Source organism: Kitasatospora sp. NPDC004615 (assembly GCF_042873545.1).
In the GTDB taxonomy this organism is placed as follows: Bacteria; Actinomycetota; Actinomycetes; order Streptomycetales; family Streptomycetaceae; genus Kitasatospora.
Window position 1 is genome coordinate 1,198,675 of the sequence record NZ_JBIALQ010000001.1, and the last position, 18,387, is coordinate 1,217,061.

10 protein-coding genes and 1 pseudogene are annotated in these 18,387 nt (G+C 70.9%); 7 read left to right on the forward strand and 4 right to left on the reverse strand.

Features of this window, described 5'->3' with window-relative positions:
- Nucleotides 1-10: 10 nt before the first annotated feature.
- From ACFYS8_RS05440 to ACFYS8_RS05450, 3 genes are all read right to left on the reverse strand, one after another.
- Entirely contained in the window at nucleotides 11-1,852 is a 1,842-nt protein-coding gene (locus ACFYS8_RS05440; RefSeq protein WP_387636062.1) for a glycoside hydrolase family 15 protein, read from the reverse strand.
- A gap of 157 nt (nucleotides 1,853-2,009) precedes the next feature.
- Nucleotides 2,010-4,655 carry a glycosyl hydrolase gene (locus ACFYS8_RS05445; protein WP_387636861.1) on the reverse strand — a complete coding sequence of 882 codons (2,646 nt, stop codon included), beginning with the start codon at nucleotides 4,653-4,655 and terminating at the stop codon, nucleotides 2,010-2,012.
- A gap of 260 nt (nucleotides 4,656-4,915) precedes the next feature.
- A complete protein-coding gene (locus ACFYS8_RS05450) occupies nucleotides 4,916-6,283 on the reverse strand; it encodes a DUF1254 domain-containing protein (RefSeq protein WP_387636065.1) in 1,368 nt (455 codons plus the stop codon).
- A 486-nt stretch (nucleotides 6,284-6,769) separates the two neighbouring features.
- On the opposite strand from ACFYS8_RS05450, the gene ACFYS8_RS05455 reads away from it, so the two are divergent.
- From ACFYS8_RS05455 to ACFYS8_RS05485, 7 genes and pseudogenes are all read left to right on the forward strand, one after another.
- Nucleotides 6,770-9,475: a glycosyl hydrolase gene (locus ACFYS8_RS05455; RefSeq protein WP_387636068.1), complete on the forward strand. Its 2,706-nt coding sequence runs from the start codon at nucleotides 6,770-6,772 to the stop codon at nucleotides 9,473-9,475.
- A 241-nt stretch (nucleotides 9,476-9,716) separates the two neighbouring features.
- Nucleotides 9,717-10,637, forward strand: a complete 921-nt coding sequence (locus tag ACFYS8_RS05460) for an ABC transporter ATP-binding protein (RefSeq protein ID WP_387636071.1) — start codon at nucleotides 9,717-9,719, stop codon at nucleotides 10,635-10,637.
- A gap of 198 nt (nucleotides 10,638-10,835) precedes the next feature.
- Nucleotides 10,836-12,203 carry an ABC transporter permease gene (locus tag ACFYS8_RS05465; RefSeq protein ID WP_387636073.1) on the forward strand — a complete coding sequence of 456 codons (1,368 nt, stop codon included), beginning with the start codon at nucleotides 10,836-10,838 and terminating at the stop codon, nucleotides 12,201-12,203.
- Between the two features lie 2 nt (nucleotides 12,204-12,205).
- Nucleotides 12,206-14,944, forward strand: coding sequence for an alkaline phosphatase family protein (locus tag ACFYS8_RS05470; RefSeq protein WP_387636075.1), 2,739 nt, complete (start codon nucleotides 12,206-12,208; stop codon nucleotides 14,942-14,944).
- Nucleotides 14,945-15,023: 79 nt separating this feature from the next.
- Nucleotides 15,024-15,499, forward strand: a pseudogene (locus ACFYS8_RS05475) (helix-turn-helix domain-containing protein); the annotation flags it as partial.
- 147 nt (nucleotides 15,500-15,646) lie between these two features.
- Nucleotides 15,647-16,117 (forward strand): NUDIX domain-containing protein, encoded by a 471-nt coding sequence (locus ACFYS8_RS05480; RefSeq protein WP_387636863.1) that lies wholly within the window; start codon nucleotides 15,647-15,649, stop codon nucleotides 16,115-16,117.
- 401 nt (nucleotides 16,118-16,518) lie between these two features.
- Entirely contained in the window at nucleotides 16,519-17,784 is a 1,266-nt protein-coding gene (locus ACFYS8_RS05485; protein WP_387636077.1) for an acyltransferase, read from the forward strand.
- A gap of 89 nt (nucleotides 17,785-17,873) precedes the next feature.
- Here ACFYS8_RS05485 and ACFYS8_RS05490 read toward each other — a convergent pair whose 3' ends face one another.
- Nucleotides 17,874-18,278 (reverse strand): hypothetical protein, encoded by a 405-nt coding sequence (locus tag ACFYS8_RS05490; RefSeq protein ID WP_387636079.1) that lies wholly within the window; start codon nucleotides 18,276-18,278, stop codon nucleotides 17,874-17,876.
- Nucleotides 18,279-18,387: the final 109 nt, after the last annotated feature.

Below are 18,387 nucleotides of genomic sequence, written 5' to 3' on the forward strand. Positions count from 1 at the left end.
GTACGAGCGGTCAGCCGAGCGCGCGGTCCAGGTTGAAGGCGGCGCTGATCAGCGAGAGGTGGGTGAACGCCTGTGGGAAGTTGCCGAGTTGCTCGCCGGTGCGGCCGATCTCCTCGGCGAACAGGCCGACGTGGTTGGCGTAGGTGAGCATCTTCTCGAACGCCAGCCGGGCCTCTTCCAGCCGGCCGGCCCGGGCCAGTGCCTCGACGTACCAGAACGAGCAGATCGAGAAGGTGCCTTCGGCGCCGCGCAGGCCGTCGGGGCTGGACTCCGGGTCGTAGCGGTACACCAGGGAGTCGGAGACCAGGTCGGCGGTGAGCGCGTCCAGGGTGGACAGCCACTTGGGGTCGGTGGGTGAGATGAACTTGGCCATCGGCATCATCAGCAGCGACGCGTCGAGGACCTTGTCGTCCAGGCCCTGGACGAACGCGCCGCGCTCGGCGGACCAGCCTCGGGTCATGATCTGCCGGTAGATCGCGTCGCGGGACCGTTGCCAGCGCGCCAGGTCGGCGGGCAGGCCGCGCCGGTTGGCCATCCGAATCGCCCGTTCGAGGGCGACCCAGCACATCAGCCGCGAGTACACGAATTCACGCCGGCCGCCCCGGGTCTCCCAGACGCCCTCGTCGGGCTGGTCCCAGTGGTCGCAGAGCCAGTCCACCACGGCGCCGACCTCGTCCCAGTGCGCGCTGCTGATCGGCTGACCCCACTTGTCGTACAGGTAGACGGAGTCGATCAGCGCGCCGTAGATGTCCAGCTGGAGCTGCCCGGTGGCCGCGTTCCCGACCCGGACCGGCGCGGAGCCCGAGTAGCCTTCCAGGTGCGACAGTTCCTGCTCGGGCAGGTCGCTGCGGCCGTCGATGCCGTACATGATCTGGAGCGGGCCGCTCTCCCGGGTGCCGCGCATGATGCCGTACTCGGAGATGAAGCCCATGAACGCCTCGGCCTCCGAGCTGAAGCCCAGCCGGAGCATGGCGTAGATGCAGAACGCGGCGTCGCGGACCCAGACGTAGCGGTAGTCCCAGTTGCGTTCGCCGCCGATCTGCTCGGGCAGGCTGGTGGTCGGGGCGGCGATGATCGCGCCGGTGGGCGCGTAGGTGAGCAGCTTCAGCAGCAGCGCCGAGCGGTGCACCATCTCCCGCCACCGGCCGTGGTAGCGCGAGCGGGACAGCCAGTTGCGCCAGAACCGGACGGTGGCCTCGAACTGCTGCTCGGCCTCCCGGTTGGGGCAGGCGCGCGGGCCGATCTCCTCGCTGACCCGGTCGAGGGCGAACACCGCGGACTCGCCCTCCAGCAGCTTGAAGTGCGCCCACACGTCCCGCCCGTCGGTCTCGACCGGCACGGTGGCGGTCAGCGCGATGTCCAGATCGGGCGAGCGGAACACCGCGTGGCCGGCCTCGAGCTCGACGGTGTGCTCCTGCGTCCCGTAGCCGAACCGCGGCGCGACCTTCGCCCGGAACGGCAGCGTGCCGCGGACGGAGATCACCCGCCGGATCAGCCGGTGCCGGTCCGCCTCGCGGGACTCGTCCACCACGGGCATGAAGTCCTGGATCTCCGCCACCCCGTCGGCCGCGAAGAACCGCGTGATCAGGACGTTGGTGTCGGGGAAGTAGAACTGCCGGGTGCGGGCCGGCGTGTCCGCGGCCAGTTCGAAGCGGCCGCCGCGGTCCGCGTCCAGCACGGACGCGAACATGCTCGGGGCGTCGAAGCGCGGACAGCAGTACCAGTCGATGGTGCCGTCCGTCGCCACCAGCGCGGCGGTGCGCAGGTCGCCGATCAGTCCATGTTCGGAGATCGGCAGGTACCGGTAACCGCCGAGGTCTCCGAATCCGCCAGTACTGCCTGGCCGTCCCATGCGGCCTCCTCACCTGAATGGTGCGGGGCATCGAGCCGAACCTTCCAGTTCATGCTAGATCGCATGCCGCCGGAGCGCCGAAGCGGACCGTGGACCGCAAGACGCCGGTGCCCGGCGTCCGCCCGGGTGAGCGGGCCCGGGCACCGGCGTGCCGAGGTCACTGCCGGTCGTCGTCCTCGCGGTGGACGCGGCCGAAGCGGTCGGGGTCGATGGACCAGATGCCGCGGCCGTGGGTGGCGGCGTAGAGCCGGCCGTCGGGGCCGATCTTGAGCTGCATCACCGTGGTGGTGGGCAGGCCGTCGCCGATCACCTTCCAGTTCTTCTCGCCGGGCGCGCGGTAGAACGCGGCCAGGTCGGTGCCGAGCGCGAGGCCGCCGTTCGGCAGCAGGCGCAGCGAGTTGGTCGGGACGTCGGGCAGGTTCGCCGAGACGTCCGTCCAGGTGGCGCCGCCGTCACGGCTGTCGAAGACGTGGCCGTAGCCCGCGCCGGGTCCCTCGCTCCACGCCCGGGAGAAGCCGCTGAACGCGACCAGCACGTGCTTCGCGTTCGCCGGGTCGACGGCGAACGAGGAGACGTACCGGTTGGGCAGGGTGCCGTCCACGGGCAGGTTCAGCTGGTGCCAGCCGGTGCCGTCGGCGTTGCCGACCGCGATGCCGCGGGTGAAGCCCTGGTTGTTGCAGGGGCCGCACCAGCCGGCGTACACGGTGCCGCCGGAGGCGGCGACGGCGGTGGCGTAGTGCCCGGCGCCGAGGTCGTAGGCGTTGTTCCACTCCTCGCCGCTGCGGATCGCGAAGCCCTTGTTCTGCACCCAGACGTGTCGGCCGCCGGTCACCCAGGTGTCGGGGTTCTTCGCGTCGGTGGTCATCGGCGCGATGAACCGGGCGGCGTGGGTGTCGTGGTCCGGCGGGGCGATCTCGTAGGTGGTGGCCTTGGACGGGTCGTCCTGCCAGGAGCCGTCGTTGACGGCGCAGTTCTGGGTGGACCGCAGCTCGGCGTACGCGTACTCGGCGACGATGTTGCAGCCGTTGTTCGGGTCGACGATGGTGTCGCCGCCGTCGCCGCCGAAGTTCGAGCCCATCGCCTTGTCGCGGGCCCGCAGGATCGACTGGCCGTTGTCCTGGAGGCCGCCGGAGACGACGACGCCCTTGCCGGAGCGGTCCGCCGGGTCCTTGCCGATGCCCACCGAGTAGTACTGGAGGGTGTCCATGGAGCCGTCGTTGAGGGACGTCCAGTCGGTGGCGTGGCCGAGCGAATCCGCCTTGCCGTTCAGCGGGCGGCCGTAGACGCCGCCGTCGTTGCCGACGTACACGGTGGTCCTGCCCCGGTAGCTGCCGAGGGCGATGGCGTGCTGGTCGGAGTGCGGGGTCGTCGAGCAGGTCCGCTTGGCCGGGTCCATGTTCCAGCACGGGAAGTAGAAGTTCCAGTACGGGCCGGGGGTTGTCCAGTCGGTGCCGCCGTTGCGGCTCTCGTAGACCTCTTCGAGGCCCAGGTAGACGTGGTCGGCGTCGTTCGGGTCGACCTGGAGGAACTGGTTGTACCAGGACTGGATGCCCGGGTGGTAGTTGTCGTCCTGCTGCGCGGAGCCTGAGCCCTTGAGCTTGTCCGAGTCCGCGACGAGGGTCCACGGGCCCAGCGGCGAACCGGACTTGGAGACGTACACGCCCTGCAGGTTGGTGTCCGGGTCGCCGGCCAGCTTGGTCGGCGACTCGTCGATCGCGTAGTAGCGCGAGCCGTCCTCGGACCGTTCGAAGGTGACGTTGCCGACGTCCGCGGCATCGGTCGGCAGGTCGCCGAGCGAGCTCAGCCGCTGCCAACTGCCGTCCCCGGCCTTGCCGTAGAAGCCGTTGTAGGCGTCACCGCTGCGCCAGCCGAACGCCAGCACCACCTTCGACGGGTCCTTCGGGTCGAAGGCGATGTCGTTGGCGATGTTCTTGTACGGGGCGTTGGGCACCTTGGAGTCGGCGCCGCCCGGCAGGAACGTCGGATTGGGCGCGAACTCCAGCTTCCACGGGCCGGACAGGTCGGTGGTGGAGTGCGTCCACACGCCCCGGCTGGTGGCCGCCCACACCTTGTCGCCGTTGAAGCGCAGGGCGTGGATGACGGTCGACTCCAGCTCGGTGCCGCCGATGCGGCCCCGGGGCTGGAACTCGCCGCGCTTCGGGTCCGCGAGGACGTACACGCCGGTGCCCACGTACGCGGTGCCACCGGTGTTCGCCTCACCGGTGGCGTACCAGAGCCGGCCGGAACCGTCGAGGCTCAGCGCGCCGGTGGACAGCGACGGCAGCTTGTCCGAGATCGCCTGCCAGTGGCCGCCACCCGTCCGGGAACGGTACACGCCGCCGTTGGCGCCGCCCGCGTACACGTAGCCGTCGTCGTCGGCGGCGATGCCGGTGACCCGGCCGGTGACAAAACCGGACCCGGCACCGGAGTTGGAGTCGATGTCGCGGTAGCGCGGGTCGTCGGAGTTGTACGGCTTGTCGGTGACGTGGCCCCAGGACCCGCCGGTGTGCGGCAGCGACTGGAGCTGCGCCCAGGCCGCGCTGTACGCGCCCGGCGCGACCAGGCCGGGCGCGGTGCGGGCCTCGGTGAACTGCTCGGTGGCCTCGGCGGAGTTCTCCGCCTCGTCGCCCGGGTCCTCGCCGCCCGCGAGGGCGGCGGACGTCCGGGCCTTGACCTGCTGCGCGTGCTGCTGGCCGAGTTCGGCCATCTGGCGGACCGGCCAGGGCTGCGGCTTGGGCCCCGCGGGCGCTGCGATCGCCTGCGAGGTGGTCAGTCCGAGCGCCGTGATGGTGACGGCGCACATCAGCAGCCGTCGTCTCTTCCCGTTCGGCACGATGCGGTGTCCTCCCCAGAAGTGGTCCGGGCCGCGCGATCGCGCCACCCGGCGGAACCAGTCGCAGCTTTCCGGCTCACACCGTCCGGGTAAAGAGCATGCGCCTAAGTGACGCTTAAAAATCGGTACAGGGCAGGGAAATTGACGGGACATCAGGACATGGGAGTGCCCGCCGTGCGGGGGCACGGCGGGCGGGGGGTGCCGGTTCTGGGAAGCGGGAACCGGCTGGGTCAGTCCTGCGACTGCACCGGGGTGAGCGCCGGCGGCCAGTCGGGGAGGACCTCGTCGGTCACGGGGGCGTACAGGCGCAGGGTGACGGAGAAGTTGCCGGCGGTCGGGATGGGCAGCCAGTTGGCCGTCGCCATCTCGGGGTCGGCGGGCTCTTCGGCCTGCACGTAGAGGGTGGTCGAGCCGTCGGCGTTGGCCAGCGGGGGCGCGAAGTGGCCGATCGCGTAGATGTTTTCGTTGTTGTCGACCAGGAAGCTCGACGCGTCGTAGGCGGTCAGCGACCAGAAGGCATCCACCGGCGGCAGCTGGCCCTCGGGGAAGGTGAGGGTGTAGGCGATCGGCGCGCCGTCGGCATCGGTTGAGGTGTTGAAGGTGCTGGGGTAGAGGGCGTCCTGCGGCAGGTTGGCGCCGAGGCCGAACATGGCGATGTTGGCGCGCTGCAGGTAGTCGGTGCCGTAGGTGCCGATGTTGGTCTTGGCGAACTTCCACCCGTTGATGAACGGGGCCCCCTGGTGGTTGGTGATGGCCGGCAGCGCCGCGTCCTTGGCGGCGTCGAGGGTGGCGGCGTCGGGCAGCCGGCTCTCGTCGCGCGGGTGGACGCCGAGGTCGGCGAGCAGCGCGGAGGTCTTGTCGTCCGGCGGGTCCAGGGGGGTGTGCTCGAGCAGGGCGGACAGCTCGGCGAAGAACTCGGTGCCGCTGAACTGGGTGATCAGCTCGGACGGCGGGGTGGTGGGCACGTTCGGGTCGTAGTGGCCGTCCGGGGCCACCCAGGTGCCGCCGTCGGTCCAGGCGCTCAGCGGCATCAGTCGCATCTGGTTCTGGTAGCCGACGACGGTCTGCACCTCGTCCGGGCTGAGGTTGTGCAGCTCGATGCGGCCGATCAGCCAGAGGGTGTCGGTCGGGAACGTCACCTGCTTGATGCCGGCGGGGATCTCGCCCTCCCAGCCGGGGCCGGTCAGCGCGTAGGCGTAGACCGGGATGTCCTGCACGGGGTCGGTGCTGGTGCCGATGAGCGGCGTGATGCTGCTGGGCGAGTCCTCGCTGGTGTTGGACCAGGCGTCCATCAGCTGCATCAGCCAGTAGCGGTCGTCCATCTGCGGCACCGTCAGCACCATCGGCCCGTCCGCCAGGTCGATCCACGCCTGGGTGTAGAGGGTGTCGACGTTGGGCCGGACGACGTCCTTCATCTCCGGGGTGGGCGGCGAGGTGTACTGGCAGAACTGGTTGACCGGCGCCTGGGTCGCGTTCACCTGCTCGGTGTTGGTCTGGAGCCGGCGGGTCAGCTCCATCATGATCAGCGCGTAGCCGAAGACGTAGAGGTCCGTCGCCCCGGCCAGCGGGTCCTGCTCGTTGGTGGTCGGTGTCGTCATGCCGTCTGTCCTCTCCCCCGGTGTGTTCGAGCAGCGACGCTAGTGGCCGGTGCCGGACCGCCACAGCGCGAGAACAAGCCGTTGTGAAGATCCCTCACAATCGGACGTTTTGATTCCGATTCACCTCGCAAGTCACACCAGTCCCACCAGTCACAGCCCGCGAGGACCTCGGATCCGCGGCCACCCGGCACCCGGCGGCGGCAAGCCCCCTGCTCGCAGCGCCGGACCACCCCCGACCCGCCCCTCCGGCCGCCCGCCGGCGCAGGGGTTCGGGCTCCGTGGCCGAATCCGGCGCCGCCCGGTCGCGGCCCGGGCGGGGTGCGGACCGCCGTGCCCCGAACCGACCGCCGCCCGCTGAACTCCCGGACGCGGTTCGGGTTTTAACCATTCATTGCCTCCAGTCCCTTCCCAGCGACCCGCCGAACCGCGAAGCTTCGCTCTGCGTACACGCACCCCCACCCGTCCGGGAAGGACACCATCGTGCCCATGAGGCAACGCCGACGGCTGCTGCTGCCCGCCGTCGCCCTGACCGCGCTCGGCCTGACCACCTCGCAGGCGCTCGCGGCACCGGCTCCGACCAAGGAGCTCCCGCGTCAGGCGCAGCAACTCGCCAAGGGCGGCAAGCAGCACGCCGCGAAGGTGCAGGGCAAGGTCACCGGCCGGTCCGCGTTCGCGGCGGCCGAGGCCGGCGGGGACGACGGCGCGGACGAGGCGGAGAACTCCGCCGAGGGCGTCGCCCAGTACACCGAGGCCCGCACCGCCCCGGGCGTCATCGCCCCGGGTGCGTACGGCGCGGCCTGGGCGCAGCTCCAGTCGCTGCCGCACACCGGCGGTTCCTGGAACCACGTCACCAACAAGCCGTACAACTCGGACGACCCGCGCTACCGCGACATCAACTCCAACTCCAGTGGCGGTTCGGGGTACGTGACGGGCCGGATCACCGGCGTCGCCGCCGACGACGACGGCTACGTGTACGCGGGCGGCGCCAACGGCGGCGTGTTCCGCTCCCGCACGGGCGGCGGCAACTGGGAGCCGATCGCCGACAAGCTGCCCACGCTGTCGACCGGCACGCTGGACCTCGACGAGCGCGGGCGGCTCTGGTACGCCACCGGCGAGTCCAACACCGGCGCCACCTCGTACGTCGGCACCGGCGTGTACCTGCTCGCCGACCCGCAGCACGGCCGGTTCGAGCCCCGCAACCGGGTCGGTGGCCCCGAGCTGGAGTCGACCGTCATCCACGCGCTGCGCTTCGGCGGCGGCAAGGTGTGGGCGGCCACCAGCCGCGGTGTGTGGAGCCACTCCAGCACCGACCTGTCCGGCCCGTGGACGCTGGAGTTCGCGCCCAACCCGGACTACCTGCCGGGCGGTTCGAAGGCCAAGGACCCGGCCGCGCCGTACAAGAACATCGCCAACGACATCGCGATCGACCCCAAGGACCCGTCCAAGGTCGTCCTGGCGATCGGCTGGCGCGGCGGCGACACCTACAACGGCTTCTACAGCAAGGCCGCGGACGGCAGTTGGCAGCGCGTCGGTTCGCTCGGCGAGCTGCCGACGGACGCGGCGAACGTCGGCAACGTGACCTTCGCGCGTTCGGCGGACGGCTCGCGCTACTACGCGATCGACCAGTCGCCGCTGCTCACCAGCACCGACCCGGACTCCGGCCTCAAGGGCATCTACGTCTCCAAGTCCGGTTCCCCGTACGGCCCGTGGACGCAGATCGCGGACAAGGACAAGCTCAAGGACTCCGGTTCGGCGCTGCAGGACGAGGGCTACCAGCCGGGCATCCAGTCCTGGTACAACCAGTTCCTCCAGGTCGACCCGGTCGACCCCGACCACGTGTACGCGGGTCTGGAGGAGGTGCTGGAGACCAAGAACGGCGGCGCCAGCTGGACCGTCCCCGGCCCGTACTGGAACTTCCCGTTCTCCTGCTGGAGCATCGACCCGAGCAAGCAGACCGGTGACTGCTCGCCGACCACCCACTCCGACCAGCACGCCGTCGCCATCGGCTCGTACCACGGCAAGCCCAGCGTGTACGTCGGCAACGACGGCGGCATCTACAGCCGCCCGGTCGCCGGCGCGGCCGACGCCTCCGGGCACGCCACGGACTGGAAGTCGCTGGCGGACGGCACCATCGACACCCTCCAGTACTACTCGGTCGGCATCGGCAAGGACCCGGCGGACCGCTCCGGCAAGGGCGTCATCGTCTCCGGCGGCCTCCAGGACAACGGCGAGTCCATCCTGCGCGCGGGCGACAAGGTGATGGGCTCCAACTTCGGCGGCGACGGCGCCGACACCCTGGTCGACCCGAACAACGGCTGCAACATCGCCGAGGAGTACGTCTACCTCGACATGTGGGTCACCCAGAACTGCGCCGTCAACAACGGCGCCGCCCTGGACGACCCGAGCAAGGCCACCTCCTACGAGGTCGCCCCGCCCGACAAGAAGCTCGGCGGCGCCGGCGCCCGCTTCATCGCGCCGATCACCAGCGACCCGAAGAACGGCAACACCTGGATCGCCGGCGGCCGGCACGTCTGGGTGCAGAACAAGGGCTACGCGATCCGCAGCGGCAGCGAGTGGAGCAACGCCTACGACCTGGGCGCCGGGCACCTCGCCACCGCCGTGGCCACCGTCGACGGCACCGTGTACGCGGGCTGGTGCGGCCCCTGCAACAACCAGGGCTTCAGCCGCGGCATAGCGGTCGGCAAGACCGACGGCACCGGCTGGCACCAGCTGAACCTGCCGGTCGACGGCACCCTGCCGAACCGTTACATCAGCTCCTTCGGGGTGGACCAGAAGGACGCCCAGCACGTCTTCGTCGCCTTCAACGGCTTCTCCCGGACCTGGACCGAGGGCCCCGGCGCGGGCATCGGCCACCTCTTCGAGACCCGTGACGGCGGCGCCACCTGGACCGACGTCTCGGCCAACCTGCCCGACGTCCCGGCCACCTCGGTGAAGATCCTGCCGGACGGCGCGCTGGTGCTCGGCACCGACCTCGCCGCGTTCTACCGCGCGCCCGGCGAGAAGAACTGGAAGGTGCTCGGCAAGGGCCTGCCCACCACCTCGGTCCAGCAGCTCAAGACCGGCCCGGACGGGCGCCTGTACGCCGCCACCTTCGGGCGCGGCATCTGGTCGATCGACCCGCGCTCGCTGAGCGACGACGACAACCAGGGCGACGACGACAACCAGCACTGACCCCCGCACCACCGCTGCCCGGCCCGCTCACCCGAGCGGGCCGGGCAGCGGCGTTCCGTCGGCTCCTCAGCCACCCGGCCGACAAATAGGAGGATTACCGCACTCGTCAGCCAATCCGGTGACGGGACGTCAACTGCGCTGCACAATCTCCGCCTTCCGTTCTACGAACGTTCAGAGGCCGGGCCCTGATCGCGTCGCGTCAAGTGCCTAGGGTCTCCAACGGTTTCGGAGGAAGGCACTCATGGACACACTGCTCGCGGTCCGGGCCCGGGGGATCACCAAGCGCTTCGGTGACGTGATCGCCCTCGACGGCGTCGACCTCGATGTGACGCAGGGGCAGATCCACGGCCTGGTGGGGCCGAACGGCGCCGGAAAGACGACGCTGCTCGGGCTGCTGCTGGGGCTGGCCGTCGCCGACGGGGGCCGGCTGGAGATCCTGCGGACACCGGTCGGGCGGGCGCTCGCCGCGCCGGACGGGGTGGCCGGGTTCGTGGACGGGCCGGGTCTCTACCCCGCCCTGACCGCCCGGCAGAACCTCACCGCACTGGCCGCACTCCAGGGCCGCGCCGCGAGCGTCGAGGAGGAACTCGACCAGGTCGGCCTCACCGATGTCGCCGACGACCGGGTGAACGGCTTCTCGCTCGGCATGCGCCAGCGCCTCGGCCTCGCCGCCGCCCTGCTCACCCGGCCCCGGCTGCTGGTCCTGGACGAGCCGTCCAACGGTCTCGACCCGGCCGGCAAGCGGCAGGTGCACGGCGTACTCCGGCGGCTCGCGGCGGACGGCTGCGCCGTCGTGCTCTCCAGCCACCGCATGGACGACCTGGAGGCCCTGTGCTCCGAGGTCACCGTCCTCGCCACCGGACGGGTGGTGTTCTCCGGCCCGCTGACCGAACTGGCCGCCCGGAACCGCGAACTCGACCACCGGCTGCTCACCTCCGACCCGACAGCAGCCCGCCGCGTCGCCGCCGAAACGGCGGGCGTCCGCCTCACCGACGACACCACCGACCGCCTCGTGATCCGCGCGGCCGTACCCGCGCTGGACGCCCTGGTGACACGACTCGTCCAGGCCGGCATCGCCGTACGCGAGCTCGCGCCGGTGGTGTCGCCACTGGAAGCCGCCTTCCTCGCCCTCACCGACCAGCCGCAGGCGGACGCCCGATGACCACCACCCACCGCTTCGAACTGCTCGCCTGCCGGCCCGCCCCGGCGCTCGAAGCCGCTTTCCTCGCCCTCACCGACCAGCCGCAGGCGGACGCCCGATGACCACCACCCACCGCTTCGAACTGCTCGCCTGCCGGCCCGCCCCGGCACTCGAAGCCGCCTTCCTCGCCCTCACCGACCAGCCGCAGGCGGACGCCCGATGACCACCACCCGCACGCCCGCCACCGCCACCACCCCCGCCGCCACCCGCGTGCCGGTGTCCCGCGCCTTCCGCTTCGAGCTGGTCAAGCTGGTCGCGCAGTGGCGGATCCGGCTGCTGTTGCTCGCCTGCTGGCTGGCCCCGGCGGCCTTCGTCGCCGCCGTGAGCCAACAGAGCACGCTCCCCACCGACACGCTCTTCGGCCGCTGGATGCACGCCACGGGCTGGGCGGGGCCGCTGGTGACGCTCGGGTTCGCGGGGAGTTGGGCACTGCCGCTGCTGACCTCAGTGGTCGCCGGTGACGTGTTCGCCGCCGAGGACCGGCTCGGCACCTGGCGCCACCTGCTGGTCGCGGTCCGCTCACCGCGCCGGATCTTCGCCGCGAAGGCGCTGGCCGCGCTCACCGTGCTGGTGCTGCTGGTGACGGGTCTGGCGGTGTCCGCCACGGCCGGCGGTCTGCTGGCGGTCGGCCACCACCCGCTGGTGGGTCTCGACGGCCACCTGCTGTCGCCGGGCGACGCCGCGCTGAAGGTCCTGCTGGCCTGGCTGTGCGCGCTCGCGCCGACGCTGGCGCTGGCCGGGATCGGCCTGCTCGGTTCGGTCGCCCTGGGCCGCTCCCCGATGGGCCTGCTGCTGCCCGCGCTGGTGGCGCTGGCGATGCAGCTCGCCCAGTTGCTGCCGCTGCCGGTCGGTGTGCGGCTCGCCCTGCCCGGTTACGCGTTCGTCTCCTGGAACGGCCTGTTCACGGGCCCGGTGCAGCTCGGCCCGCTGCTGATCGGCGTCGCGGTCTCCCTGGTGTGGGCGGTGGCCGCCACGCTGCTTGCCCGACTGCTGTTCCTGCGGCGCGACTTCACCAACCCGGTGCACGACGGCTCCGGCCGCCGCGCGCTCGCCCTCGGCACTCTGCCGCTGGCCGCCCTGCTCGCCGCCACAATCGGGATCCTGACCCCGGCACTCAACGCGGCGGGCTCCGGCATCGAGCAGGACAAGGTGCAGCGCTCGGTCGCCACGGCCTTCGCGCACCTGTACCGCCTGCAGACCGCCGAACTCAACCGTCCCGACGTCACCGAGGCGCAGTTGCAGGTCACGGCGGCGTGCGACAAGGGCAGCACCGAGGTCGAGCCCGAAGGGGCGGGCAACGACTGGCGCTGCGTCGTGTCCTGGCACCTCCCGGGCGTCGAGGCCACCGGGACGGCCGTCTACCAGCTCGACATCGCCCCCGACGGGAGGTTCGTCGCCGACGGCGACGGGCCGAAGGAAGTGAACGGCTACTTCCTGGTACGCACCTCCACCGGTGACGCGCCGAACCCGCTCTGGCAGTTCGACGGCAACGTCGATCTGCTTCCGGCACCTTCGAAGGGACAGTAACGATGCAGGTCACACGTCGTCGTGTGAAGGACACCCCGAGCACGTCCGGCCGCCGGACCCGCCGCCGGACGCTGGTCACGGCCGCCGCCACGGCCGTGGTCGTCGCGGCCGGCGCCGGTGTCGGCTGGGCCAAGTCGGACACCTTCGGCACCAACCGGGTTGGCCAGGTCTACGACCAGGGCGCACTGGTCTCCAGCAACCAGTACCTCGCCCCCTACGGCGAGCGGCTGGTCATCAACAACGGCAAGATCATGTCGTCCACGGTGAGCCCGGACGGCACCCACCTGGCGGCCTCGGTCACCGACGGCGGCGCGGCGCTGGCGATCGTGGACGTGCGGAACTGGAAGGTGCAGCAGCTGGTCGGCAGCGGCGCCTCGTCCACCCCGAAGATCAGCAGCAACAACGTGGGCCAGGAAGGCCCGACGTACTCCCCGGGCGGCAAGCAGCTGTGGCTCGGCCAGCCCGACGGGTACACCCGGTTCGACGTGAACCCGGACGGCAGCGTCACCAACCCGGTCGTCGTCAAGATCGCCAAGACCGGCTCGCAGCGCGCGCTGGTGGCCGGCCTGGTGTTCTCGGCGGACGGCGCGACCGCGTACGCGGCGGTCAACGGCCAGAACCGGGTGGTGGCGATCGACACCGCGAGCGGCACCGTCAAGCAGAGCTGGGCCGTCGGCAACGCCCCGCGCGGCCTGGTCCAGGCCGGCGGCAAGCTGTACGTCAGCAACGAGGGCGGCCGCCCGGCGCAGCCCGGCGAAAACACCGTCAACTCGTACGGCACCCAGGTGCCCGCCGACCCGAACACCGCCGCCACCACCTCCGGTACGGTCAGCGTGATCGACCTGGCGAACCCGTCCGCCGTCCCGGCGAGCATCGACGTCGGCCTGCACCCGACCGCCGTGTACGCCAAGAACGGCGCGGTGTTCGTCACCAACACCGCCGGCAACAGCGTCTCGGTGATCGACACCCGGAACGACAAGGTCGTCCAGACCATCGCCACCCGGCCCTGGTCCGAGGCCTCGATCGGCTACGAGCCCAACGCGGTGACCCTCACCGACGACGGCCACCTGCTGGTGACCCTCGGCCGGGCCAACGCGGTAGCCGTCTACCGGTACAGCGGCCCGCAAGAGCCCGCCAGTTACGTCGGCCTGCTGCCGACGGACTACTTCCCCTCCGAGATCTCCTCGTCCGGCAACCAGATCCTGGTCTCCAACACCCGCGGCATCGACGCCCGCCGGGTGGACGGCGCGCACGGCACCCACGACACCACCTCCAGCGTGGTGCGGTTCGCCCTGCCCAGCGACAAGGAGATCCGGAAGCAGACCGGCAAGGTCTTCGCGCAGAACAACTGGACCAACAACGCGGCCAGGCTCGCCACCGGCAACAAGGCCAAGGCCGTGCCCGTCCCCAACAGGATCGGCGACCCGTCGACGATCAAGCACGTCTTCCTGATCGTCAAGGAGAACCGCACCTACGACCAGCTCTTCGGCGACCTGCCGCAGGGCAACGGCGACCCGTCGCTGGCCCAGTTCGGCCAGAACGTGACGCCCAACCAGCACGCACTCGCCCAGCAGTTCGGCCTGTACGACAACACGTACGACATCGGCACCAACTCCGCCGAGGGCCACAACTGGCTGATGCAGGCGGACAACCCGGAGTACACCGAGTCCTCGGCCGGCGAGTACATCCGCAGCTACGACACCGAGGACGACGCCCTCGGCCACCAGGCCAGCGGCACCCTGTGGAGCGGCGCCCAGGCGTCCGGCAAGAGCGTGCGGGACTTCGGCGAGTTCCACCAGTTCCTCACCAAGCCGGCCGACGCGACCTGGCAGAACCTGTACTGCGACGCCAAGACCATGCAGACCACCGGCAACCCCTCGGCGTACAAGCTGAACTCCTCCTCGCCGATCCCCTCGCTGAACAGCGTCTCGGTGCCCGGCTTCCCGATGTTCGACACCAGCGTTCCCGACATCTACCGCGCGCAGATCTGGCAGCAGGACTTCGAGAAGAACGGTCCCGCCAACCTCAACATGCTCTGGCTCTCCAGCGACCACACCGGCGGCCCCGCCAACGGCGCCGCCCAGGTCGCGGACAACGACCTCGCGGTCGGCCAGATCGTCGACAGGATCACCCACAGCCAGTACTGGAAGGACTCGGCGATCTTCGTCGTCGAGGACGACTCCCAGGCCGGCCTCGACCACGTCGACGGCCACCGCGCCCCCATCCAGATCATCAGCCCCTACGCCCAGCGCGGCGTCGTCGACAGCCACTACTACTCGCAGATCAACATGATCCGCACCATCGAACAGATCCTCGGCATCAAGCCGATGAACCAGAAGGACACCGCGGCCACCCCCATGACCTCGGCCTTCACCAGCACCCCCGACCTCACCCCCTTCAACGTCCAGCCCAACCGCACCTCCCTCACCAACGGCCTCGCCACCGCCCCCTCCTGCGGCCTCGACGTCCCCGCCACCCAGAACCCGGCCGCCGCCCGCGCCGCGACCGGCACCGTCCCCGCCGACCGGGCGGACCTCGTGCAGAAGTGGTCCGACTGGAAGCAGCAGCAACACCTCACCGGCACCGGCGCCGCCCCCGACCGCGCCAACCCGTCCCAGATGAACCACCTCACCTGGTACGAGGCCCACGACTGGACGACCCCGTACCCCGGCGAACAAGCGCTGCTCGCTCCGGCGGACGTCCCGGGCGCGACCTTGCCTTCGGCGGAGCTCGACGGCTGACCTGATCGCGCAGGACGGGCCCGCCCGGATCAGACTTGGGTTCTGACGGTCGTCGCAACACCCCAGCTGAAGGGGTGCGATGGACTTCGAGATCCGAGCGAATCGGGAGCCGCAGGGACCGAGGAGGCTCCGTGCCGAGCGGGCGGAACACTTCCAGCTCGTGCAACAGGGCTACAGCAACAAGGAGGCGTCCCTGCTGGTCGGCGTCCACGAGCGAACCGGACGCGAGTGGCGCAACGGCCGGACGGACCCGAACAGGTTCCGGGCGCCCGCTCGACCCGAGCGGGCGCCCGCCGCCGCGCCCGGACCGTCCCGGTACCTGCGTGAGGACGAGCGCATCCACATCGCCGACCGGCTCCCGGAGAAGGCCGGCGTTCGCACGATCGCCGCCGAGCTGGGCCGCAGCCCGTCCACGGTCAGCCGGGAGATCCGGCGCAACAGCCGTCCGGGCAGCGGCAGTTACCGCCCCCATGCCGCGCAGGCCCGCGCCGACGCCCGCCGGCCCCGCCCCAAGCCCCGCAAAAAATCGCGCAGAACCGCGAGCTGCGGAACTTCCCGGTCTGTGACCCTATCCGGCGGGTTTCGGGAACAGTGCCGCACGGACGGTGTCCGCGACGTCTTCCGGGGAAGTGGCAGCCACCTACGCTGCAAGCTTCGATGGAGTATGAAACGCGGCCCTGCCGGTTGAGGAGAACTGATCACGTGGTGCGCACCGAGTTCTACGACGATCCCGACGCGCCGGAGCCGAACCGTCTGGTGGTGGCGGCGTCCGCGGTGGTGACCGATGGTGAAGGGCACATCCTGCTTCAGCGGCGTACCGACAACGGCCTGTACGCGCTGCCGGGCGGCACGATGGATCTCGGCGAGTCGCTTCCGGGGACGGCCGTCCGGGAAGTCCGCGAGGAGACCGGCCTTGACGTGGAGATCACTGGACTCGTCGGAACGTACACCGACCCACGACACGTGATCTCCTACTCGGACGGTGAGGTACGACAGCAGTTCAATGTCTGCTTCACCGCGCGCATCACGGGCGGGACACTCCGGATCTCCAATGAGTCGACCGATCTCCGGTTCGTGGCACCCGAAGACATCGGAGACCTGCCGATGCACCACACCCAGCAACTCCGGCTCCACCACTTCCTGGAGAATCGAGCAACCCCTTATCTCGGCTGACGGAAGCCAAACGACAAAGGCCCCATCCCGACCACCCGAAGAGGGAGGAAGGGGCGGGGCTGGGCGGGCCCCTCAGAGATGCGGGGTCGGCCCGCTCCGAGTAGGCGTTGCAAGACCTTCGCGCCTACTGGGAACTGCGCGCAGCGGAAGGACCCGACCGCAAGATCGCGACGCGGGCGATGACTTGCACTTGATCGCGACCTTGCGGACGGGCGTGCGCTTGTCGCGCAGTTCTCCCCCGGCCCTGGCGGGCCGGGAGGTACCCCCACGCGCCCCTGACTGGTCGCCGCCTGCTCGCGCGCAAGTCTCCCCGCGCCCCCGGATTCGCACCCGCCTGCGGTCACACCCTGCCGGATAATGAGGTGTACGGGCCAAAACCTCCCGGATCCGGCGCGACCCCCATGCCCCACCACCCCGCCGACCACAACCACTACGCGGATCTCCTGCGGGTAGCAGCTATCTGCGCTGTCGTGCTGGGCCACTGGCTGCTGACCGACCTCACCTACCGCGCCGGGCGGGTGACCGGCCATGACGCCCTGGCGTATGTGGGCTGGGGGCGCTGGGTCACCCTTCTCTTCCAGGTGATGCCGGTCGTCTTCCTGGTCGGCGGCTACGCCAACGCCGCTTCCTGGACGGCGCACCGCGAGGAGTCCTGGGCGGGCTGGGTGCACCGCCGCGCGCTACGACTGCTGTGGCCGACGGCGGTGTATGTCGGCGTGATGGCCCTCGCCGCCGCCGGGGCCTGGGCGGGTGGCGCGGACGCGGGCGAACTCGCGCAGGCCGGCTGGTACTTGGCCCTGCACCTGTGGTTCCTCCCGGTCTACCTGCTGCTGATCGCGCTGACCCCGGCGCTGCACGCCGCGCACACCCGCTGGGGGCTCGCGGTGCCGGCTGCCATGGCGACCGCCGCCGCGCTGGTGGATGTCGCGATCCTGGGTCCGCGACTGCCGGTGGTCGGGTTCGCCAACTACCTGCTGGTGTGGGGCGCCATGCACCAGTGGGGGTTCGCCTGGCACGACGGCAGCCTCACCCGGGGGCACCGCCCGCTCGGGCTGGCGCTCGCGGGCGCGCTCCTGCTCACCGTCCTGCTGATCTGGGGCCCGTTCCCGGTGGACATGGTCGGCGCGGGCCTGCACGCCGGCAACACCACGCCGCCGTCGATCGCCCTGCTCGCTTTCGCCGCCGCCCAGTGCGGCCTCCTGCTGGCCGCCGAGCCCGCCGCGCAACGCTTCCTGGCCACCCCGGCGCGACGGGACGAGGTCACCCGCCTCAACCGGGCGGCGATGACGGTCTACCTGTGGCACCCCGTCCCGGTGGTGCTGGTCGCCGTCACCCTCTACCCGGCCGGTCTCGTCCCGCAGGCGGGCATCGGCTCCTGGCAGTGGTTCGCTCTGCGCCCGGCCTGGTTCGCCGTCCTGACCGTGCTCCTCGTCGCCCTGGTCGCCGTCCTGCAACGGGCCCAACGCCCCCTGCTCGGCCTCACCGGCAGCACCGGGCGATCCCCAGCCCTGCTCCTCGGCGGCCTCGCCGCAATCCTCCCCGCCCTGGCCTGGCTGGCCGTCAACGGCTTCGCCCCGTCCGGCCACCCACCCGTCCTCACCCTCGCGGCCTTCGCCTGCGGCTTCGCCCTGGTCCTGCGCTCCGGCCGCCGCCCTGCCCGGTCCTGAACGGCTCCGCCCCACCGCCGAAGGGGGTGGCGGTGGGGCGGAGTGGCGTCCGGGGGAGGAAGCGTCGGGTCAGATCTTCAGGGGCGTGCTCAGAAGTGCAGGTCGGGGCTGGTCTGGTAGGTGTAGCCGCTGCCGGGCTGCCAGTAGAAGCGGGCCTCGGCCTTGTAGTCGTGGCCGGCGGTCGGGTTGGCGAGGGCCCAGGTGAAGGTGTACTGGCCGGAGTGGCAGGGGAACGAGGTGGAGATCGCCTGGGTGTTGGTGGTGTAGTCCCAGATGATGACCTGCTCGGTGCAGTTGCTGCTGGCGAAGTTGGTGGTCACCGAGGTGTTGACCTGGGTCCACCCGTCACTGATGCAGACCTTCTGGTAGTCCGGCCCGGCGCAGCCGCCGCCGACGGACGCGGATGCGGACCCGGCGCCCGTCACTGCGATACCGCCGGCCATCGCCATCGTCGCCAGGGCCAGCGTGGCCTTGCGGAGTCCCTTGATGGACATGTGCGTCCCCTCTCTCGGACGGCCCGGCCGGGGTGACCGGGCACGTGGGAGAGATTCGTCGGCCGCGATGGACATCCGATGAGCATGGGCATGACCACCAGGCCGGGCC